Here is a 20,629-nt window from a genome sequence, read left to right as displayed (position 1 = left end):
GCTCCCGCCGCGCCCTGGTACCAGCCGAGGAGGCTCCGTCTCATCCTGGCCCGGCGGCTGATGTAGCGGCGAGCGCCGTCAGTCGCGGCGGGTGATCGGCGCCTGCAAGAGCCCCGCGAGCGCGTCACACAGGAAGTCGCCGGTGTCGCGCCAGGGGGCGGTCTCTCCGGACCGCGCCGCGCGCTCCTCGACCTCGGCGCACGCCGTGGCCACGATGTGGGTGGTGAGCTTCGCCCGCGCTTCGACCACACGGGGGTCCAGGTGCGCCAGCCGCCCGACCAGGGAGCGGACGACGTTCGCTGCGACCGAGCCTCCGTGGGCACGGAGGAGTGCGGTGGTGGGCGGGTCGTGCAGCGCCTGGTCCAGGAACCTGGCTCGCCAGGACGGGCTGGGCAGCGAGGCGAAGCGCTCGGTGAGCGGGATCACCAGCGCCCGGATGTCGCCCAGCAGCGAGTCCGACTGCTCGAACAGGCGCTGGTGCTCCGGCTCGAGCCCTTCGCGGTGGCGGGCGACGAGGGCCAGCAGCAGTCCGTCGCGACCCCCGAAGTAGTAGTGCACCGCCGAGTGGTTGCTGTTGCCGGCCGCCTCCGCGACCTGACGGTCGGAGACCGTCGGGATGCCGCGCTCGGCGAAGAGGCGTTCGGCGGCGTCGAGCAGACCCTGCCGGGTGTCGGGCCGGGCCATTCTCGTCCTCTCGACGCGGCGGTGATGCAGCGCACTCTAGCGAGCCCCTTGATTTTAAGTCATCTGACTTAGACTCGGCAGGCCCCGCACGGGCGCAACACACAGCTGCCGCCATACCCAGCGGCCCGGAGGAGACACGCGTGACCGCATCGACCGACCAGCCCCAGCGGAGCGCCGGGCGCGCCGCCGGCACGTATCCGCCGCCACCGCCGGAGACGCCGGCCGAGCGCAAGGGCCGCATGGCCGCGCTCTTCGTGATGCCGTTCCTGATCGTGACGATGATGTACGCCACGTACATGGGCACCATGCACAGCCCGCAGGCACAGGACCTGCCTGTGGCCGTCGTCGGCCAGGGCGCTGAGGTGGAGCGGTTCGCGGCCGAGCTCGAGCGGGAGGCCGACGGTGCCCTGGAGGTGCGCACGGTCGAGGATCGCGGGGAGGTCGACCGGCTGGTCGCGGAGCAGCGGCTCGCCGGAGCCATCGAGCCGCCGGTGCGCAGTCGGGGCAGCGCCGGCCAGGCGACGGCCACCGTCTACCAGGCGATGGCCGCCGGCGCCTCGCAGGCCACGCTGGTCGACCAGCTGCTGCGGCCTGCCGCGCTGGAGCAGGGCTGGCGGATCGAGACCGTGGACATCGCTCCGCTGCCCGCGGGCGACGGCTCGGGGACGATGGTGCTGTTCGCGGCCATGGGCATGATGCTTGCCGGCTATGTGCCGTTGAGCGGTCTGCTCATGGGCACGCCGAACCTGCTCCGAGTGCGCAGGTTCCTGCCCATCGCGCTGGGCTGGGGCGTGCTGACCAGCTCCCTGGTCTGGCTCATCCTCGGCCCCGTCGTGGGTGCGGTGGAGGGTCACTACCCGCTCTTCCTCGGCGTGGGAACTCTCGCCGTCGCCGCCGTCGGTCTCTCACAGCTGCTCTTCACCAAGGTGATGGGCCCGTTCGCCGTCCTGCTGGGGATGCTGCTGTGGGTCATCTTCGGGGTCCCGTCGTCCAACCTGGCCATGTCGGTGCACTCGATGCCGGGCTTCTTCCAGTGGCTGCACGGGGTGCTGCCCCTGCCGGCGGCGGGGGAGTCCCTGCGAGCGATGATCTACTTCGACGGCGTGGGGGTGGGCAAGCACATCGCCACGCTCGCGGCCTGGGCCGTCGGCGCGCTGGTGCTGGCCGTGCTGAAGGAACGGCGCTCGGGCCACCTCGTGGTCGGCGGCCCGCTCTACACCGCCCCAGACGCTCCGTTGCCAGCGCTGTCGGGCGGGCCCGTGGCACCGTACCGTCGGCGCCTGGTCGCGGTGGGGCTCTTCCCGCTCAGCATCATGATCACCGTGGTGACGCTGATGAGCCTGTCCATGCACCAGCCCGACGTCCACGACATGCCGGTCGCGGTCGTAGCGTCAGGCGAGCAGGCCGAGAAGGCGATCGCGGCGCTCGAGCCAGACCTGGGGCAGTACGTCGACCTGCGGCACGTGGACTCCACCGAGGAGGCCGCGGAGCTCCTCCGCAGCCAGGACCTGGTGGCCGCCTACGTGCTGCCCACCTCACGCACGGAGGGACCGACCCTGCTGACAGCAGGAGGGGCCGGCGTCAGCCAGCAGTCAGCGGTGACGCAGATGTTCGGCGCCGTCGCAGCCGGGAGCGGCGCTGAGCTCACCGTGCAGGACGTCGCGCCGTTGACCGCGGACGACATCAACGGCGCCAACAGCCTCTACGTCGGCATGGGCTGGATCATGGCCGGGTTCCTGTTCTTCGCCGTGATGCGAGGCGGAGCGCCCGACCTGACCCGCACCCGTCAGCTGCTCCCGCTGGTGGCCGGCTGGTCCGTGGGCATCTCGGTCTGGCTGTGGTTCCTCTACGACGTGTTGATCGGAGCCGTGAACGGGCACGCGCTGGAGCTCATCGGCTACGGAAGCCTGACGGTCTTCGCCGTCGCCTGGGCGAGTGCGGTGCTGATCCGGCTGCTGGGCCTTGGGGCACTCGTCCCCGTGATGGTCGTGGTCATGCTCGCCGGTGTGCCCGCTTCCGGCGGAGGACTGTCGATCTACATGGTGCCCGAGCTCTTCCGCCCCCTCGCGGACGTGCTGCCACTGCCGGCGGCCGTGGACATCGCGCGCTCGCTCGTCTACTTCGACGGGGTGGGCATCGGCAGGAACCTCTGGGTGCTGGCGGCGTGGGGAGCGGTCGCCCTGTTGCTCAACGTCCTGGTGGTGGACCGCTGGCTCAACCGGGACGGAGCCCCCTCCCCGGCGCCCATGGGCCCCCGGCATGTCCCGGAGCGGGGCAAGAAGAAGCCTCAGGAGCCGGTCGTCGACCCTGATGCGAACGACCTCGTGCCGGCAGGGGGCGCGAAGACTCCGTAGAGCACGGGCCGGGCCCGACGCAGCAGATCCTGGGGACGAGGTCAGCGGGTGAGCGCGTCGAGCTCGGCCCTGACTCGGTCCGGCTCCGCGGCCAAGGGCAGGGTGTCGGGATCCAACGGCCCGTCGTAGCCGTCCGGCGGGTCGGCCACGAGCGCGCCGAACAGCGGGTCGAGATCCTCCTGCTCGGACCCGGCCTCCGCGATCAGCTCCAAGGTCTTGCGCTCCGCCGCGGGGCACGTGAGGGCCGCCAGGAGAACGCGGGCGATCTGGTCGCGAGCCACGGCGCCGTCCGACGGGCCGCCGCTGCGTCGCTTGTCGCCTTGCAGGAAGACCAGTCGTCGCTCGTCCTCCCGGTTGTAGTCGAACCAGCCGGGACGCACGATCGTGTACGCGTGACCGCTGCGCCGGACCAGCCGCTCGGCCCGGCGCTTCCAGTCATGGGCGTGGGTGCTCCGGTTGTAGCCCCCGTCGTGGACGGTCACGCCGATCGACGTCATCAGGGCGATGCGAGTCCGCCGGGGGCCGAGGGTCTTGAGCACGTGGTGGACGACGCCGTAGTCGACGCGTTCGGCGTCCCCCGGGGCCCCGTGGGACCCGTGCGTGAAGACCACCGCGTCGACGCCGTCCACCGCTCTGGGCAGCGTCGTGGGGTCGGACCCGTCCCCCAGGACCAGCTCGGTGGACGGGGGCAGCAGCAGCTGCGCGCGTGGCAGGTCCCTGACCAGGGCGCGGGCGGTGTGGCCGGAGTCGACCGCCTGTGCCGCCACATGGCGCCCGACGGTGCCAGTGGCTCCCACGACGAGCACGTGCATGAGGTCCTCCTGCGCAGACGCGGCGTGCCACGACCGTAGGTCGGGGCACGGTCTCCGGGCAGGGGCAAGAGGTTGCCACGTCCCGGGCCCTCAGGCTCTGCCCAAAGAGCCGGCATGTGTTGCAGGGCACACGGGCGGCCGCTTCGCGCCCGCATGGGCCGCTGAAAGCCGGGGTACCTGTGAGCGACTCCTCGGTGGTCGTGCCCGTGCCGCCCGAACCGCTCGACCTACGCCCCGCCGTCCGGCGACCTGGGACGGAGAAGGAAAGCCATGACGACGCTGTCAGATCCGGAGCACCTGCACCTGAACCGTTCGGTCGTCGAGCACCGACCCGGACTCGACGTCGAGCTGAGCACGCTGCTCGCCCGGCTGCCCCGCGCACCTGGTCACGACCAGGACGAGGCGCTGGGAGCGTTCCGCCGTGCGCTGTCGTGGAAGCTGCTCCTGGCCGATCAGATCCTGTGGCCGGTGGCCCGCAGGACGGTGCCCTTCGGGGAGGCCCTGGTCCTCCAGGCGCACCAGGAGCACGCGGAGCTGGCTGAGCTGCTCGCGCGGCTCGAGGCCGGATCGGTGACGGCCACGCAGTGGGATCGGGTCCGCGACCGTCTGGTGGAGCTGTGTCAGGCGCTCGAGCGGGACGAGCAGGACGTGCTGCTGCCGGCTCTTGGGAAGCACCTCGGCGCCCGTCTCCTGAGCGGGCTCGGTCTGGTGACGCTGGCGGCCGGCCTGCTCGAGCGCAACCAGGCCCGGCTTCGACTTCCCGTGCTGCAGCGCTCGCCTCGCTCGGCGGACGGCGCGACCCTCACGATGGCACTCTGCCCGGACTGCTGACCTCCATCGCCCGGACGCCATGGCGGTGCAGGAGCCACCCGCCCACCGTGAGCAGGACACCGAAGGCGAGGAAGCCCAGGTCCCAGGAGAGCGGGGCACCCAGATCGTCCCGGACGTGGTGGACCCCGAGGATCTGGTGGTCGACGAGGCCCTCCACGACGTTGAAGATGCCCCATCCCGCCAGCACCAGCCCGAAGTGGAAGCTCCAGCTGGGCGCAAGACGCCCCTGCCGCCAGGCGACGATCGCGGCGATCGAGGCGGCCAGCACCAGGAACCAGGCGGCGACGTGGAAGAACCCGTCCGCCAGGGTGTTCAGCTCCAGCCCGGCCACGGTGTCGGTCGGCTCCTCGTGGCTGATCATGTGGTGCCACTGCAGGATCTGGTGCAGCACGATGCCGTCGACGAATCCGCCCAGGCCCAGGCCGTAGAGCAGGCCCGAGACCTTCGACGGTGGTCGAGCGGGGGCGAGGTCGCTGTCGGTGGAGTGCTCCATGGCTCGTCGGTACCCAATCCGTCGACGATCAGACGGGCGGGCGGTGCCCCGTGCGCGGACGAGTCGCGCGCCGGTGGGATGCTGTCTGGCCGCGCCTTCCGACCCGGACGGCGTGGTGCGGACCGGTAGAGCTGAGAGGGATCGTCGATGAGCGAGGTGGTGGGCGAGCTGGTGCGGGCGCGTGCCGCCTTCGAGCAGCCGACCCTGACCCTGCTGCACCAGCGCCAGGCGCCCGTGGTGATCGCGGTCTTCCGGACCGCCTTCGGCCGGGACAACCGGCCGGTTCCCACCAGCAGGCTGCACACGCAGGTGGAGAGCCACTTCTCCGAGCTGCGTCGTGCCGGGCAGACCGAGCTCCCGGCGGGCAGCGGACGCGAGGTGTGCCAGCGGTGGATGCGTGGCCAGTGGCTGGTGCGGGCGCTGGACGAGTCCGGCCAGGAGGTCTACAGCCTGACCTCTCACGCCCAGCAGGCGCTCGAGCTGGTCAAGACGCTCTCCCGGGATCGGGCCACCCTCAGTGAGCACCGGGTCGCCACCATCCTGACCGCGGTTCGCCGCTTCAACGGCGAGGTCAACCCGGACCGCACGACCCGGGTCGAGATCCTCAACGCCGAGATCGCCCGGATGAGCGCCGAACGTGACCGTCTCGTCGACGGCGAGGAGCTGGAGCCACCCTCGACGGACTACCTCGTCGAGGGCTTCACCGAGCTGCAGCTGCTCATCTCCGCGCTGCCCAGCGACTTCGCCCGGGTGGAGGAGCGGTTCGCCGAGATCCGCGGAGAGATCCTGGCTTCGTTCCGCGCGGAGAACAGGCCCGCCGGTGAGGTCGTCGACGCCTATCTCGCCCGGGCGGACGCACTGATGACCGCCACGCCCGAGGGGCGTGCCTTCGAAGGGGCCTTCGCCCTGTTGCGCGACGACGCGATGGTGGCCCGCCTGCGCGAGGACATCAACGCCCTGCTGGACCACCCGCTCGCCGGAGGGCTGCTCGCCGAGTCCGACCGCGCGGAGCTGCGAGGGACGGTGCGGTTGATCCGCGACGGGCTGGACCGGGTGCTCTCCCAGCGGTCCCGGGTCACCTCCACGCTCAAGGACTACATCGTCTCGCACGACGCCGCCCGCGACCGTGAGCTGGAACAGACGCTGCGACAGATCGAGTCCGAGCTGATGGGGTGGCTGTCCGGCACCGGTCCGCGCGCCACCCTCGAGCTGCCGCTGCTCCCGGCCCGGGTGGAGGTCGAGCACTTCCGCGAGCGGTTCTACGACCCGGCCGACGACGTGGCCCCCGCCCGGCTCGCGGAGGTGGCCAGCGAGACAGCCCAGCCCCCCTCCTACGGCGAGCTGATCGCCCAGGGCGGCCCGTCGTTGCCGCTGCTGAGGGAGCGGCTCGAGGCGGCCATGGGGTCGCCGGACCCGGCGACCTCCCTGGGCGAGGTCTTCGGCTCCCTGGACGAGGCGCTGCGGCGTCCCGTGGAGATCCTCGGCCTGCTGCACCTGGCCGCCGAGCTCGACCTGACACCCGACGCGGACCGCGAGCACTACCGCACCTTCCGACCTGACGGCTCGCAGCGCACCTTCGCGGTGCCGCGGGTGCCGTTGCCCGCCCCCGACCTCGCCGCCCCGCTGGAGGACTCATGAGCACCGTCGACACCCAGGGCCTGGACGAGGACCTGGACGAGGACCTGGACGAGGACCTGGACGAGGAGATCGGGGACGCCGACTCGGTCTCCCTCTTCGAAGGCGACGAGGGGGGACTGGAGCACTCCGTGCGACGGGCTCTCGTCACGCTGCTCAAGCAGAGGTTCATCAGTGCTCGCACCCACCCCCGGGTGTGGCAGGTGCTGATGGAGAACGAGCGGATCCTGAGGTCCCGGCTCAACGACCTGTTCCTGGACCTGCGGGTCGACCGGGTGCGTGAGGTCGCGTGGAAGCGCCAGGCCGTCCCCGAGGCGGGCGACCGCTTCCCGACCCTGCTCCACGACACCGCGTGGAGCCGGGAGGAGACAGTGGTCCTGGTCCATCTCCGGGACCGCTACCGGGCGGCAGCAGCAGCCGGCGAGGGGCGGGCGTACGTCGACCGCGAGGACGTCGTGGAGCATGTCGCCGGATTCGCACCCGCCCACGCGACCGACCTTGCGGGCGTCGAGAGGCGGGCGCGGAGCGCCGTGGCCAGCGTCGCGAAGTCCGGTCTGCTGATCGGCGCTCCCAACGACGACCGCTTCGAGATCAGCGAGGCCGTGGAGTCCCTGCTGCCCCTGGAGCTGCTCACCGTGCTGCTGGAGGAGCTGCGGCGCGGTAACGAGCCCGAGCCGCCCCGGCCGGACGAGGGACTCTTCGACGGGCCGCCGGCCGAGGCCGACGACCTGGATCTGGACGACGACGAGGACAGGGACGAAGACGAATGAGCGTGCCGAGCGAGCCCGTGACCGTCGTCGATGCGGAGTCCGACGGGCTGGCCCACGCCGGCGCCCACCTGGACGGTGGCGACGACGGCTGGGCGCCGGGGCTCTTCGCGCACGAGCTGGTCGCGAACCCCACCGACGACACCCTGCAGTGGCGGGCCGAGCTCTTCCAGCTGGTCAACTGGGGCGGCTTCTCCGGCCGCGCCGCCGTGGACCTCCGCGCCGACTCCACGATGATCTCCGGCGCCTCCGGCGTCGGCAAGAGCACCGTGCTCGACGCCTACACCGCACTGATGATGCCCTCGGACGCGAAGTTCAACGGTGCCTCGAACGACGCGGTGGCCGGCCGGGCCCGAGGAGTGGGACAGCGCAACCTGCTGTCCTACCTGCGCGGTGCCGTGGACGTCGTGGACGATCCCCGCACCGGGCGCCCGGTGGAGTCGCTGCTGCGCGGACGCAGCGGCGACACCTGGGGCGCGATCGCCATGACCTTCGTCAACGACGAGGAGCGCCGCTTCACCGTCCTGCGCACCTACTACGTCCCGCGCCGGGCGACCCGGTCCGCGGACGTGGCGATGCAGCTGGCGACGATCGACGCCCCCGTCGACCTGGGCACCCTCGAGGCCGCCGTGCCCGACCGCTTCCACGCCAACACGCTGAAGAAGCTCTACCCGGGCGTTCGGGTGCACCGGACCTACGCCGAGTTCGCCGCGCTGCTCCACGCCCGGCTGGGCATCGGCGCTAACGGTGACGGCGCGAAGGCGCTCCGACTCCTGGCCCGGATCCAGGCCGGCAACCAGGTGCGCAGCGTGGACGAGCTGTACAAGGACATGGTGCTGGAGCGGCCCGCGACCTTCGCGGCCGCGGACCGCGCCGTCGAGCACTTCGACGACCTGGAGTCGGCGTACCGCGCGATGCGCACCGAGGAGCAGAAGCAGGAGCTGCTCGCCCCGATCCCCGAGCTGCACCAGCGCCGGTCGGCCGCGCGCGCCCGGGCCGAGGAGCTCGACGCGTTCGGCGTCACGGCCCCGGGGGACAGCCCGGTGCGGCTGTGGCTGCTGCGCACCCACTCGGCGCTGCTCGAGGCAGCCGTCCAGGCCAACCGGATCGGTCGGGCGCAGGCTGCCGACGAGCTGCGGGCCAGCGTGCGCACGGTGGGCGCGCTGGAGGAGGAGCTGGAGGCCGCCAAGCAGGGGCACCGGGCCGCGGGCGGCGCCACGCTGGAGCGGCTGGCCGGCGAGATCGAGCGGGAGCAGGCGCGTCGGGCCGAGCGGGTGGCCCGGCGCGGTGCGCTGCTGGAGCGGCTGGCCCCCCTGCTGGTGCCGGGGCCGGCGACCGGCCCGGAGCCGGTCGCCGACGCACTGGAGTCACGTGCCGGGTTCGGTCAGCTGATCGCCCGCGCCGAGCGCTGGCTCGCCGAGCACCCCGCCGCTGCCGCGTCGTTGCGGGACCGGCGTGACGAGGTCATGGCCTCGCGCTACCCGCTGATGGCTCGCCGTACCGAGCTGCAGGCGGAGCGGGCCTCCATGGAGGGACGCTCGGGCGGGTCCCGGAGCAGCTGCACGCACTGCGCGCGGAGGTGGCCCGGGCCAGCGGCCTCAGCACCGAGGAGCTGCCCTTCGTCGCCGAGCTGGTCGACCTGGCACCCGCGGAGTCCCGGTGGCGGCTGGCCGTCGAGACGGTGCTGGGCGGGGCCGCGCGCCAGCTGCTGGTGCCGCTGGACCGGCTGGAGGAGTTCTCCGCCGCCATCGACGACGTGCACCTGCGCGGCCGGCTGACCTTCGTCGGCGCCGAGCAGCACCTGGAGCCGGCGGCACCCACCGACGGCGCTCACGTCGCGGGCAAGCTGGTCTTCCGGGACTCCCCGTTCCTGGGCTGGGTGCAGCGCCACGTGGCCGACCCGTCGCGCAACGCGCTGTGCGTGGAGTCCGCGGACGGGCTGGTCGGCGACGGTCTCCGGGTCACCCTGGCGGGTCAGACCCGTTCGGGGCGACGTGGCTCGCACGGCCGGGGGGAGCGGCGCAACATCATCGGCTTCAGCAACGCCGAGGCGCTGGCCGAGGTGGACCGCGAGCTGGCCTCCCTCGAGGCCGCCCTGGCCGCGCTGGACGAGGAGCTGCGGGAGGTGGAGTCCCGGGCGCGGGTGCTGGACCTGCACCGGACGGCGTACGCCGCGGTGGGCGGGCACGGGTACCACGACCTCGACGTGCTCTCCTGCGACGCCCGGATCGCCGACCTGGAGCGACGTCGAGCCGAGATCCTGGGCGCCGACGACCAGCTGAGCACCGCCGAGCAGCAGATGGCCGAGGTGGAGTCCGCCCTGGAGGAGGCACGGACTCACCGCTTCCGGCTGGAGGAGCGGACCCGTGTCCTGGAGCGGGAGCACGGCGACCTGGTGGAGTCCGAGGACCAGGTCAGCGACGAGCTGGAACGCGTCGTGCGGCGTGGGGACCCCGTCCTCACGCCGGAGCAGGCGACCCGGCTGGACGAGGAGTTCGCGGCGGCCTGCGCCCCCGACGACCCGAGCGACCTGGCGCGCTTCCACGAGAACTCCGCGCGACTCCAGGCCCGGCTCACCGGTGCGGTCGCCAGCGCCCAGGTCGAGGCGGAGCACGCCGAGCGGGAGCTCACCGCCATCTTCCGGGCCTACCAGCTGCAGTGGGAGGACCCCAACCTCGGTACCGGCCCGGAGTCCTACTCCGACTATGCCCGCATCCTGACCGGCATCGCCGAGACCGGGCTGGCGCAGCGGCGCGGGGAGTGGCGCCGTCGCCTCACCGAGTGGAGCGGCCAGGACCTGGTCCCGCTGGCGGGCGCCATGTCGTCGTCGGTGGAGGAGATCGAGGACCGGCTGGAACCGATCAACGCCATCCTGCGCAAGCTCGAGTTCGGTGCCGAGAAGGACCGGCTGCGGATCCGGCTCCGTCGTCTCGCCCCGGCGCACGTGCAGGCCTTCCTGCGCGACCTGCGGGACCTCTCCCGCCCTCCGTCCGGGGAGCTGGACGAGGAGCAGATGACAGCCCGCTTCCGCTCCCTGAGCCGGTTCATGGACCAGCTGCGTCGACCCGAGCCGGGATCGGGCCCCGAGGGCGGCGCCGACCGCGACCGGCTGCTCGACGTACGCCGGCACGTGGAGGTGAGTGCCGAGCGCTACGACCGCCTGACCGGGGAGCTGCGCGCCACCTACCGGACGCTGGGGGAGAAGAGCGGTGGTGAGAGCCAGGAGCTGGTCGCCTTCATCATCGGCTCCGCCCTGAGGTTCCGGCTCGGCGACGAGATGCGTTCGCGGCCCCGCTTCGCACCGGTCTTCCTCGACGAGGGCTTCGTCAAGGCGGACTCGGAGTTCGCCGGGCGAGCCGTCCGCGCCTGGCGCGGGCTGGGCTTCCAGCTGGTGATCGGGGTGCCCCTGGACAAGGTGACCGGCCTGGAGCCGCACATGGACCAGCTGCTGGTGATCACCAAGCACACCTCGACCCATCTCTCCGCGATCCACGCCATCACCGAGGTCGAGAACGCCGGTTGACCAGCCGGGGAGTGCGGCGCCCCGTCGTCCCCGGAGCCGACCCGGGGCCCCGGGCGCCGGGCGGTCGTGATAGGGCCGCAGGATGTGAACCCCCTCACCCCCCACGCCTGGGGCCGGGACCCCGATTCGACTTCTGGCCGCCCGGGGCGTTCAACTCGAAGAGCCGCGGTGGCCGCGGCACGGCGCGTTCGTAGCCCCAGCCCGGGTCCACTCCGGGGTCCGGAGGGAGCGTTCGTCGTAGCCGCGCGGGCCACCTGAATGCCTGACCGAGGACTGGGTCGCCGTGGCCTCAGCGCCCCATTCCTGCGGCGTTGCGTCCGATCGCCCGTACGTGGGCGAAGAGAAGCAAACGAGGTATTGCACGTGCGTGCACCCATTCGTCATCACGGCGCCCTGCGCCAGCTCACCCGGACCACGGTGGTAGCCACCGCTGCGGCCGTCGCCGTCAGCCTGGTCCCGGGCAGCGCCATCGCTGCCACCCCGACCGCGGCCGACGCCGCGGTGGAGGTCCCGGTCCGGCTCAAGGTCGCCGACCGCGCCGCCGAGAAGGTGGCCACCCCGAAGCAGGTCTGGCCTGCCACGATGCTGTCCAGCCACGGCGTGAAGGTGGACCGCGACGACCTGATCGACGTCGTCCGCAAGGGCCGGCACGTCAAGGGCGACCGGCGTCGCCTGCGCCAGGGCGACACCGTCAAGGTCATCCGGGTCAAGAAGGACTCGGTGATCCGCCGGGTCAGGATCGCCCCGGGCACGGTGACCGTGTCGGTCACCTCGCTGAAGCCGGGTCGCCGCAAGGTCGTCTCGACCGGCCGCCCCGGCGTACGACGGGTCAAGATCGCCCGCACCCGGCACAACGGGGACGTGGTCAAGAGGCGGGTCGTCTCGCGCACCACGGTGCGGGCCGCCAAGCCCCGCCGCGTCCTGGTGGGCCGCAAGGCCGCCCCGGTAGCGGCCTCCGACGGCCTCAACTGGACCGCGCTGGCCAAGTGCGAGTCCGGCGGGAACCCGCGGGCCGTGAATGCCGCCGGCTACTACGGCCTCTACCAGTTCGACATCGGCACCTGGCGCAGCGTCGGGGGCCGCGGCACGCCGACCCAGGCGTCTGCGGCGGAGCAGACCACGCGCGCCAAGATCCTGCACAAGTCGCGGGGCCGCTCGCCCTGGCCGTACTGCGGCCGGTTCCTCTGAGGCACCTGCTCTGATTCGCTCCCGCCTCGCTGGTCCAGACCGACGGCCAGGAGTTGCCCGGTTCCGCCCGTGCCGGGCGTGAGGTCGGCCTAGCGTGTGGCGCGTGCATCCCCCCCAGCAGCTCGCCGTACGACGTCCGGCCCCGCCCGGCACGAACCGGCCGCGCCACGTCTCGGCGGTCCGGGCGGTGGTCCACGCCTGGGAGCAGCTCTCCGAGCGCGAGCGGCGGGCAGTGGAGCTGTCGCTGCCCGATGAGCTGTGGGTGACGCTGCAGCGCCTGGTGGATCCCTTCGGACTCCGGGGCCACGCCGACGCCGTCGCCCTGGCGGCGGCCTACCGCAGTGCCGTCGGGGCCGCCGAGGCGGGGGACGACGAGCTGGCGGAGGTCCTGGGGTTCCCCCTCTACTGGGGGGTGGCCCGGCTCGCTCAGAACCTGACCTGACTCTGTAGCGTGGTGGCAGCGTCGGCTGCCCGGCCACGCAGCGCAGAAGGAGGACAGGCCACCGATGTCGGCTCAGGAGCCCGCGTGGGCTGACTCGTACGGCCCAGGGGTCCCGCTCCACCTCGACTACGGCGACACCACCGTGCTCGACCTGCTCGAGCGCTCCGTCGAGCGGCACGCCGACCGACCCGCCCTCGACTTCCTGGGGGCCACCACCTCCTACCGCGAGCTTGACGAGGCGGTACGCCGGGTTGCCGGCGGACTCAGCAGGCTCGGCGTCGGCCCCGGCGACAACGTGGCGCTGGTGATGCCGAACTGCCCGCAGAACGTCGTCGCGTTCTTCGCCGTGCTGCGCCTGGGGGCCACCGTCGTGGAGCACAACCCGCTCTACACCGCCGGCGAGCTCCGGCCGGCCTTCGCCGACCACGGTGCTCGGGTCGCGGTGGTCTGGGACAAGGTCGTGCCCGTGGTGGAGGAGCTGCGGGACGGCTCCGCGCTGGAGCACGTCGTCGCGGTCGACCTGACCCGCGAGCTGCCGCCGCTGAAGCGGCTCGCCCTGCGGCTGCCCATCGCCAAGGCGAGGGCCGCCCGCGAGCAGCTGACGAGCCCGGCGCCCGGCGCGCTGCCGTGGCACGAGCTGCTGTCCTCGCCGCCCGTGGACCCGGCGCACCCGCGGCCGAGCGCCGACGACGTCGCCCTGCTGCTGTACACCTCGGGCACCACCGGCCGGCCGAAGGGGGTGCCGCTGCGCCACCGCAACCTGGTCGCGAACGTGCTGCAGGGCCAGGCCTGGGTGCCGGGGCTGGCGGAGGGGACGGAGACCTTTCTGGTGCCGCTCCCGCTGTTCCACGCCTACGGCGTCACGGTGAGTGTGCTGCTCGGCATCTCCCTGGCGGCCAAGCTGGTGCTGCTGCCCAAGCCCGACATCGATCTGATCATGGACGCGATCAAGCGCGGCGTGCCCAGCTTCGTGCCGGCGGTCCCGCCGCTCTACCAGCGGATCGTGGACGAGGCGGAGCGCCGGGGGACCTCGATCAAGGGGATCCGTTACGGCCTCTCCGGCGCGATGCCGCTGCCGTCCGCGCTCGTCGAGCGGTGGGAGACGGCGACCGGAGGGCTGCTGGTCGAGGGCTACGGACTCACCGAGACCTCGCCCGTCATCGTGGGCAACCCGATGACCTCCTCGCGGCGGCCCGGGTCGATCGGCGTCCCCTTCCCGGACGTGGAGATCAGGCTGGCCGACCCCGAGGACCTGGACCGCGTCGTGGCGCCGGGGGAGCGGGGCGAGCTGCTGGTCAGGGGACCCCAGGTGTTCTCCGGCTACCGCGGGCTGCCGGACGAGACCGAGGCAGCCTTCCACGACGGCTGGTTCCGCACCGGGGACGTGGTCACCATGTCGCCCGACGGCTTCCTGACGATCGTGGACCGCATCAAGGAGGTCATCATCACCGGTGGCTTCAACGTCTACCCGTCCGAGGTCGAGGCCGCGATCCGGACGCACGACGGGGTCCTCGACGTAGCGGTGGTGGGGGTCCGCGACGACGAGGGGACCGAGCAGGTGGTCGCCGCGGTGGTGCTGGAGCACGGCGTCGACCTGCAGCCGGAGGACCTGCGCGCACACGCACGGCAGGCCCTGACCGGCTACAAGGTGCCCCGGCGCGTGGTGTTCGTGGAGGAGCTGGCGACCAACCCCATGGGCAAGGTGCTGCGCCGCGAGGTCGCGGAGTCGCTCGGCTCCTCCTAGTTCGCGGCCCTGGCTCGAGCCCGCCCTCGCACGCCGGGCGCGTGCGTCTCAGTAATCGAACACCTGCTTGATATCGTGCCCGAAAATCTCTGGGTGAACGGTCGTCAAGGAGCCAAGGTGCCGGAATTCACGGTCGACACCGCGTCGGACGCGGAGGGTCTGCACGTGGTCACTCCCCGTGGCGAGCTGGACGTCGCGACCCACCGTCATCTTCGCGAGTCCATCCATGAGCTGGTGCTCGCGGGCAAGGTGCACATCGTGGTCGACCTCAACCACACCACCTTCCTGGACTCCACCGCGCTCGGCACGCTGATCAGTGCCCGGCGCCGGACGCACGCCCTGAAGGGCTCGTTCGCCATCCGGTGCGACGACGAGCGCCTGCTCCAGGTCTTCCGCGTCACCAGCCTCGACCGGGTGTTCACGATCATCCGCTCGGCCTAGCGGCACAGCCCGCTGGTGCCGACGAGGTGAGTTCTGCGGGGCGAATGGGTACGAACGCCGTTCCAGCCCACCCCCAGGAGGACACGTACTCGTGTTGGACAAGAACGAAGCACCCAAGATCCCCGGCGCGCCCGGTGTCGAGCCCCCGTCCTTGGAGGAGCCCACCGCTCCTCGGGAGCCCTTGCCGCCCAAGCCCGACCAGAGCGCTCCCGAGACCGGCACCGCCACGGGTCGCCGCGTCGGCAAGCCGGCCGACCGCACCCAGCAGGGTGCCTACCTGACCACCTCGACCGGCACCCGGCTGCGCGACACCGACCACTCCCTGAAGGCGGGGGAGCGTGGGCCGACGCTGCTCCAGGACCACCACATGCGGGAGAAGATCACCCACTTCGACCACGAGCGCATCCCGGAGCGGGTGGTGCACGCCCGCGGGGCCGGCGCCCACGGGGTCTTCGAGGGCTACGGCTCGGCAGAGGGCATCTCGATGGCAGGGGTCTTCGCCAAGGGCAAGGAGACCCCGGTCTTCGTGCGCTTCTCCACCGTGCTGGGTTCGCGCGGATCTTCCGACACCGTGCGCGACACCCGGGGCTTCGCCACGAAGTTCTACACCGACGAAGGCGTGTGGGACCTGGTGGCGAACAACATGCCGGTCTTCTTCATCCAGGACGGCATCAAGTTCCCCGACGTCATCCACGCCGCCAAGCCGCACCCGGACCGGGAGATCCCGCAGGCGCAGAGCGCCCACGACACCTTCTGGGACTTCGTCTCGCTCCACACCGAGGCGCAGCACCACACCATGTGGAACATGTCCGACCGCGGGATCCCGCGTTCCTACCGGATGATGGAGGGCTTCGGTGTCAACACCTTCCGCCTGATCAACGCCGCCGGTGAGACGACGCTGGTCAAGTTCCACTGGAAGCCCAAGCTCGGCGTGCACTCCCTGACCTGGGAGGAGGCGCAGATGATCAACGGCATCGACCCCGACTTCCACCGTCGCGACCTGTACGACGCCATCGAGTCCGGTGCCTTCCCCGAGTGGGAGCTGGGCGTGCAGGTCTTCCCGGACGAGCCCGACCAGATGTTTGCGGGTATCGACCTGCTGGACCCGACCAAGATCGTGCCGGAGGAGCTGGCGCCGGTGCAGCCGCTGGGCCGGCTGGTGCTCAACGGCAACCCCACGAACTTCTTCGCCGAGACCGAGCAGGTCGCGTTCCACGTCGGTCACGTGGTGCCCGGCATCGACTTCACCGACGACCCGCTGCTGCAGACGAGGCTCTTCTCCTACGTCGACACCCAGCTCACCCGGCTGGGCGGGCCGAACTTCAACCAGATCCCGATCAACCGGGCCCACGCCCCGGTCAACGACATGCTGCGTGACGGCTTCCACCAGCAGGCCGTGCACTCGGGCGTGGCGCCGTACAAGCCGAACTCGCTGGACGGCGGCTGCCCGTTCCAGGCGGGCGCGGACCTGACCGAGGAGCAGACGCGTGCGTTCGTGGACGCGGCCGCGACGATCGCAGCGGCCACCAAGGTGCGTGCCAACCCGGTGACCTTCGACGACCACTACAGCCAGGTGCGGCTGTTCTGGCAGTCCATGACCCCGGTGGAGAAGGAGCACATCATCCGGGCCTACTCCTTCGAGCTCGGCAAGTGCTACGAGCAGGCGGTCAAGGAGCGCCAGCTGCAGTGCCTGGCCAACATCGACCCGGTGCTCTGCCAGGAGGTCGCGACCGCACTGGGTCTCCCGGCACCGGCGCCCACCGAGGAGCTGGCCGCAGTCGAGCCCAGCCCGGCGCTCTCGCAGGTGGGGGAGACGTGGCCGCTGGACGGCCGCATCATCGGGATCCTGGTGGGTGACGACGACGACCTCGCCGACGTCGCCGGGGTGCAGACCGCGATCCGGGCCGCCGGAATGGTCCCGTTCCTGGTCGGCCCGCACGGCGGGATGATCGGTGGGCTGCCGGTGCAGCGCACCCTCGCCACCGGACGCTCGGTCGAGCTCGACGCCGTGCTCGTGGCGCGCACCCCGGTGCCCGCGCCGGACGCGCTCACCGCGCGGGACGAGAAGGCCGGCGCACCCGGGGTCGCCGCGGATGCGCGCGCGATCATGATGGTCCAGGAGTGCTTCCGGCACTCCAAGGCGATCGGCGCCTGGGGCACGGGTGCCCAGCTGCTCGACGCGGCCGGCGTCGCCGGATCGGCGGGCGTGGTCTCCGGGGACGACGCCGAGACCGTGGTGGCCGGTCTGCTGGAGCTGATGAAGACCCACCGGGTCTGGGAGCGCTTCGGCACCAGCCCTGCGGTCTCCTGAGTAAAGAGCGTTGGGACCGGGGCTGGCGCCCCGGTCCCAACGCTCTCGCTCAACGTACGGCGCGCACCACGACGTGGAAGCGCTGGTCGTCGTCGCGCGGCCGGCCGCCGCAGGCCCAGGCAGTGCCTGAGCCGCAGTCGCGGTAGCGCAGCGATGCGTTGCTCAGCACCAGCTCGACCTTGCGGACCTTCCTGCGGTCCAGGCTGACCCGCTGCTGGCCCCGGCCCTTGCGGTCCAGCTTGATGTTGACCCGGGACAGCTTGCCCGACTTCTTGTAGACCAGCAGTCGCGCCACCGGGTCGGCCGCGCCACCGCGCTTGGCCTTGACGTTGACGACCAGGCGGGTCCTGCGGGGCAGCGACCGGGCCGCCTTGATCCGCACGGTGTGCGAGGTCAGGTGACGCAGGCCGGGGTTGAGGGAGGCTCGAGGCCGTTTGGCCGAGAGGAAGAGGCGGCGGGCGACCTTCGTGGCCCGGTAGGTCTTCCCCTCCTCGTAGGAGCGGCGGGGCGTGAGGTTCGACTCCGCGAACTGCGAGTAGAACTTGGGCCACGCCGCACCTTGGGAGCGCAGGTAGCTGCGGACCCCGCGCAGCGACCAGAGGTTGCGCTTGCCGACGCTGGCATCGAGGCGTTGCCACACCGAGCGGACCGCGTCGACCCCGAAGGACTGCGCCAGGCGCTGGACGAAGATCCAGTTGCCGTACATCGACAGGTCGGTGGAGTAGGTGTCCAGCGGCTGCGAGGGCGTGCCGAGCTGGCCCGACTTCAGGAACTGGCGGTTGTCGTTGATCTCGCCCGCGACCTGCTCCTCCATCCAGGTGGCGCTCGCCTCCATGAACCACTGGTCCTCGCGAGAGTCGATGTTGAACTGGATGGCGTGGAAGAACTCGTGCGCGGCGGTGACGCGCAGGCTCGCGAGAGGACCCTTGGCGAAGCCGGCCATGTCGTTGTCCAGGACGCAGTAGGCCTGGGCTCGGGCCGGCTCGCCCGGCACGGCCGACTCGGGCGCGCAGTAGCCGTAGAGCCCCTGGTTGGAGACGTCGGCGAGGTAGACGTCGAAGCGGGAGTCGCCACCGGCGTCGCCGTCCGGGGCGGGAGCGCGGTAGCCGAGCTCGTCGACCTCGCGGGTCCAGGCCGACTCCATGGTGGACAGGACCTGGGCGGCCCACCCGGGGGTCGACCGGTCCTGCGTGGTGGTCACGTAGGTGACGCAGATGCGCTGGCTGCACTCGGTGCTGGTGGGGGTGTCGGGCTGGTAGGAGACGTAGGCGTCCTTGCCCGGGATGGTGGGCCGCGCCAGCAGGGCGTCGGCGGACCTGCGCTCGGCCGCCGACATGGTCGGCCGGGCCAGCCACAGGTCGCGCAGCACCATCGTGGCGTCGCGCTCGTCCCCGTCGACCGCCTCCGTGGTCTCTCCACCCAGGACGTCCTGAGCCAGCTGGAGCTCAGGAGCGGCGGGTGCGGGTGGCGCTGGTTCGGCCTCGTCGGCGAACGCTGTGCCGGGCGACAGCAGCGCCAGGGTCAGACCGGTCGCAAGAGCGACGGCAGCAAGACGCGGCAAGACATTCGTTCCCTCCGTGGTGGGCAGTCCTCGGGCGAGGGACTCAGCAGTGATGCGTGAACAGGCTACGTGGAGACCCTAGAGATCGGCGATGTGCTCGATGATGGCAGTGGTGGAGATCGCCGGCGTACGAGTGAGATAGACCACCTTGCACACGTCGGAGAACTCGTCGAACTTGCCGGCCCAGTCGTCGCCCATGACCAGGACGTCGGCAGCGTGCTCGAGGATGTAGTCCCGCTTCTGCTCCAGGCTCTCCTCCACGAAGACCTGGTCCACGACCTTCAGCGCCCCGACGATGGCCAGGCGCTCGGCCTGGCTGAAGACCGGGACCCTGCCCTTCTTGCGCTCGTTCAGGGCGTCTGCGGAGACTCCGACGACCAGACGGTCGCCGAGCTCGGCGGCTCTCTCGAGCACCCGGAGGTGACCGACGTGGAAGACGTCGAAGGTGCCGAAGGTGATGACGGTGCGAGACATGGCGGCATTCTGGCACGCACTGGGAGGATGACCACGATGAACACCGACGCCCCCACCCCCGCACCCGCGCCCGCCATCGCGATTCTCACACCCGCACCGGAAGCCGACGAGGCGCGCCGGCGCGGGCTGCGCCGGATGCGCACGCTCGCGGTCTCGCTGCTCGCGCTCGCCGCGGTCGTCTACGTCCTCACCTTGGGACAGGACGGCTTCTGGGGCTTCGTCAACGCTGGTGCTGAGGCGTCCATGGTCGGTGCCATCGCCGACTGGTTCGCCGTCACCGCGCTCTTCAAGCACCCGCTCGGCATCCCGGTGCCTCACACGGCGCTGATCCCCAAGCGCAAGGACGAGCTCGGACGGGGCCTGGAGGAGTTCGTGGGGGAGAACTTCCTCCAGGAGGACATCATCCGGGAGCGGGTCGCGCACGCCTCGATCTCGGCCAGGGTCGGGACCTGGCTCGGCGAGCCGGCCAACGCGCGCCGGGTGGTGGACGAGTTCGTCGACGTCGCGGCCATCGGGCTGGCGAAGGTGCGCGACGAGCACGTGTCCGACTTCGTGACCCAGGCGTTGGTCCCGCGCTTCCGGGAGGAGCCGATCGCGCCGCTGGCGGGGACGCTGCTCACCGAGGTGGTGCGAGACGACCTGCACCACGGGCTGGTCGACCTGGGGCTGGAGGAGCTGCACCGGTGGCTGGTCAAGAACCCCGAGACCTTCACCGAGGTGCTCTCGGCCCGTGCTCCGTGGTGGACCCCGTCGCGGCTCACCGAGGTGGTCACGACCAGGGTGCACCTGGAGGCGATCCGTTGGTTGGAGGACGTCCGGGAGGACCCGCAGCACCAGGCGCGCGAGGCGCTGGACTCGATGCTGGCCCAGCTGGCCCAGGACCTGCTGCTCGACCCCGCCACCCAGGAGCGGGCGGAACGGTTCAAGGAGCGGCTGCTGGACCACCAGCAGGTCAGCGCCACCTCGGTGTCACTGTGGAACGCACTGCGTCGGGCGCTGCTCACCTCGATGCGCGACCCCAACGGCGCGGTGCGGGAACGGCTGCTCGCCGAGCTCTCCGCGTTCGCCGACCGACTCGGTGAGGACGTCGAGCTGCGGGAGCGGCTGGACCACACCGCGGCGGACGTCGCCGTCTTCGTCGTGGACAGGTACGGCACGGAGATCACCGCGGTGATCACCCACACGATCGAGCGCTGGGACGGACACGAGGCCGCCCGCAAGATCGAGCTGCACGTGGGGCGGGACCTGCAGTTCATCCGGATCAACGGGACGATCGTCGGCGGCCTGGTCGGGGTGCTGATCCACACGGTGGCGGTGCTCAGCGGCCACTGAGGGTGGCCGCAGGGGAGTCGTCTGGGAGCATGGAGGC

At 71.7% G+C, this 20,629-nt stretch carries 17 protein-coding genes; 12 read left to right on the top strand and 5 right to left on the bottom strand.

All coding sequences use genetic code 11. The annotated features are described in order from the left end of the window. Nucleotides 1-78: 78 nt before the first annotated feature. Entirely contained in the window at nt 79-684 is a 606-nt protein-coding gene (locus C0R66_RS12500; protein WP_101524974.1) for a TetR/AcrR family transcriptional regulator, read from the bottom strand. Between the two features lie 140 nt (nt 685-824). Here C0R66_RS12500 and C0R66_RS12495 point away from each other — a divergent pair, with 140 nt between their 5' ends. Continuing rightward, the gene (locus C0R66_RS12495) at nt 825-3,038 is read left to right on the top strand and encodes an ABC transporter permease (protein WP_199286666.1); all 2,214 of its coding nucleotides are present in this window, start codon (nt 825-827) and stop codon (nt 3,036-3,038) included. Nucleotides 3,039-3,079: 41 nt separating this feature from the next. On the opposite strand, the gene C0R66_RS12490 is transcribed toward C0R66_RS12495, so the two are convergent. Next, entirely contained in the window at nt 3,080-3,850 is a 771-nt protein-coding gene (locus C0R66_RS12490) for an SDR family oxidoreductase (protein ID WP_101524973.1), read from the bottom strand. Nucleotides 3,851-4,120: 270 nt separating this feature from the next. Between C0R66_RS12490 and C0R66_RS12485 the strand changes: the two genes are divergently transcribed. Next, a complete protein-coding gene (locus tag C0R66_RS12485; RefSeq protein ID WP_101524972.1) occupies nt 4,121-4,681 on the top strand; it encodes a hemerythrin domain-containing protein in 561 nt (186 codons plus the stop codon). Here C0R66_RS12485 and C0R66_RS12480 read toward each other — a convergent pair. Then, nucleotides 4,653-5,174 carry a DUF2243 domain-containing protein gene (locus tag C0R66_RS12480; protein ID WP_101524971.1) on the bottom strand — a complete coding sequence of 174 codons (522 nt, stop codon included), beginning with the start codon at nt 5,172-5,174 and terminating at the stop codon, nt 4,653-4,655. The two genes, C0R66_RS12485 and C0R66_RS12480, sit on opposite strands and share 29 nt — an antisense overlap. 147 nt (nt 5,175-5,321) lie before the next feature. On the opposite strand from C0R66_RS12480, the gene C0R66_RS12475 reads away from it, so the two are divergent. The 9 genes from C0R66_RS12475 to C0R66_RS12435 all read left to right on the top strand — a co-directional run bounded on the left by C0R66_RS12475 (nt 5,322) and on the right by C0R66_RS12435 (nt 17,225). Next, nucleotides 5,322-6,812 carry a DUF3375 domain-containing protein gene (locus C0R66_RS12475; protein ID WP_101524970.1) on the top strand — a complete coding sequence of 497 codons (1,491 nt, stop codon included), beginning with the start codon at nt 5,322-5,324 and terminating at the stop codon, nt 6,810-6,812. Further along, entirely contained in the window at nt 6,809-7,579 is a 771-nt protein-coding gene (locus C0R66_RS12470) for a DUF4194 domain-containing protein (RefSeq protein WP_101524969.1), read from the top strand. Before C0R66_RS12475 ends, C0R66_RS12470 begins: the two co-directional genes overlap by 4 nt. After that, nucleotides 7,576-9,354, top strand: a complete 1,779-nt coding sequence (locus C0R66_RS19565; RefSeq protein ID WP_101524968.1) for an ATP-binding protein — start codon at nt 7,576-7,578, stop codon at nt 9,352-9,354. Before C0R66_RS12470 ends, C0R66_RS19565 begins: the two co-directional genes overlap by 4 nt. Before the next feature lie 521 nt (nt 9,355-9,875). Further along, nucleotides 9,876-11,099, top strand: coding sequence for an SbcC/MukB-like Walker B domain-containing protein (locus tag C0R66_RS20180; RefSeq protein ID WP_338418233.1), 1,224 nt, complete (start codon nt 9,876-9,878; stop codon nt 11,097-11,099). A gap of 363 nt (nt 11,100-11,462) precedes the next feature. Beyond that, the gene (locus C0R66_RS19555; protein ID WP_114422189.1) at nt 11,463-12,287 is read left to right on the top strand and encodes a resuscitation-promoting factor; all 825 of its coding nucleotides are present in this window, start codon (nt 11,463-11,465) and stop codon (nt 12,285-12,287) included. A 103-nt stretch (nt 12,288-12,390) separates the two neighbouring features. Next, nucleotides 12,391-12,729 (top strand): hypothetical protein, encoded by a 339-nt coding sequence (locus tag C0R66_RS12450; RefSeq protein WP_158648030.1) that lies wholly within the window; start codon nt 12,391-12,393, stop codon nt 12,727-12,729. Nucleotides 12,730-12,793: 64 nt separating this feature from the next. After that, a complete protein-coding gene (locus C0R66_RS12445) occupies nt 12,794-14,473 on the top strand; it encodes a long-chain-fatty-acid--CoA ligase (protein ID WP_101524964.1) in 1,680 nt (559 codons plus the stop codon). A gap of 117 nt (nt 14,474-14,590) precedes the next feature. Then, nucleotides 14,591-14,914 carry an STAS domain-containing protein gene (locus C0R66_RS12440; protein ID WP_199286665.1) on the top strand — a complete coding sequence of 108 codons (324 nt, stop codon included), beginning with the start codon at nt 14,591-14,593 and terminating at the stop codon, nt 14,912-14,914. Between the two features lie 91 nt (nt 14,915-15,005). Beyond that, a complete protein-coding gene (locus C0R66_RS12435; RefSeq protein ID WP_101524963.1) occupies nt 15,006-17,225 on the top strand; it encodes a catalase in 2,220 nt (739 codons plus the stop codon). 49 nt (nt 17,226-17,274) lie between these two features. Here the strand turns inward: C0R66_RS12435 and C0R66_RS12430 are convergent, their stop codons facing one another. Both C0R66_RS12430 and C0R66_RS12425 read right to left on the bottom strand, forming a co-directional pair. After that, nucleotides 17,275-18,786 (bottom strand): MXAN_6640 family putative metalloprotease, encoded by a 1,512-nt coding sequence (locus C0R66_RS12430; RefSeq protein WP_101524962.1) that lies wholly within the window; start codon nt 18,784-18,786, stop codon nt 17,275-17,277. A 78-nt stretch (nt 18,787-18,864) separates the two neighbouring features. Further along, nucleotides 18,865-19,260: an FAD synthase family protein gene (locus C0R66_RS12425; protein ID WP_101524961.1), complete on the bottom strand. Its 396-nt coding sequence runs from the start codon at nt 19,258-19,260 to the stop codon at nt 18,865-18,867. Nucleotides 19,261-19,296: 36 nt separating this feature from the next. Between C0R66_RS12425 and C0R66_RS12420 the strand changes: the two genes are divergently transcribed. Next, nucleotides 19,297-20,592, top strand: a complete 1,296-nt coding sequence (locus C0R66_RS12420) for a DUF445 domain-containing protein (protein WP_101524960.1) — start codon at nt 19,297-19,299, stop codon at nt 20,590-20,592. The last annotated feature ends 37 nt before the right edge of the window (nt 20,593-20,629 follow it).

The sequence above is a fragment of the Nocardioides houyundeii genome, from assembly GCF_002865585.1.
Lineage (GTDB): Bacteria > Actinomycetota > Actinomycetes > Propionibacteriales > Nocardioidaceae > Nocardioides > Nocardioides houyundeii.
Note: the sequence above shows the minus strand (reverse complement) of the source record. Positions and strands in the feature narration are given on the sequence as shown.

What these genes read in the sequence shown, in the direction of transcription:
- C0R66_RS20180 (WP_338418233.1), top strand. Translation starts at nt 9,876, where the DNA reads ATGGCCGAGGTGGAGTCCGCCCTGGAGGAGGCACGGACTCACCGCTTC.
- C0R66_RS12500 (WP_101524974.1), bottom strand. Translation starts at nt 684, where the DNA reads ATGGCCCGGCCCGACACCCGGCAGGGTCTGCTCGACGCCGCCGAACGC.
- C0R66_RS12470 (WP_101524969.1), top strand. Translation starts at nt 6,809, where the DNA reads ATGAGCACCGTCGACACCCAGGGCCTGGACGAGGACCTGGACGAGGAC.
- C0R66_RS12480 (WP_101524971.1), bottom strand. Translation starts at nt 5,174, where the DNA reads ATGGAGCACTCCACCGACAGCGACCTCGCCCCCGCTCGACCACCGTCG.
- C0R66_RS12425 (WP_101524961.1), bottom strand. Translation starts at nt 19,260, where the DNA reads ATGTCTCGCACCGTCATCACCTTCGGCACCTTCGACGTCTTCCACGTC.
- C0R66_RS12445 (WP_101524964.1), top strand. Translation starts at nt 12,794, where the DNA reads ATGTCGGCTCAGGAGCCCGCGTGGGCTGACTCGTACGGCCCAGGGGTC.
- C0R66_RS12490 (WP_101524973.1), bottom strand. Translation starts at nt 3,850, where the DNA reads ATGCACGTGCTCGTCGTGGGAGCCACTGGCACCGTCGGGCGCCATGTG.
- C0R66_RS12485 (WP_101524972.1), top strand. Translation starts at nt 4,121, where the DNA reads ATGACGACGCTGTCAGATCCGGAGCACCTGCACCTGAACCGTTCGGTC.
- C0R66_RS12420 (WP_101524960.1), top strand. Translation starts at nt 19,297, where the DNA reads ATGAACACCGACGCCCCCACCCCCGCACCCGCGCCCGCCATCGCGATT.
- C0R66_RS19565 (WP_101524968.1), top strand. Translation starts at nt 7,576, where the DNA reads ATGAGCGTGCCGAGCGAGCCCGTGACCGTCGTCGATGCGGAGTCCGAC.
- C0R66_RS12475 (WP_101524970.1), top strand. Translation starts at nt 5,322, where the DNA reads ATGAGCGAGGTGGTGGGCGAGCTGGTGCGGGCGCGTGCCGCCTTCGAG.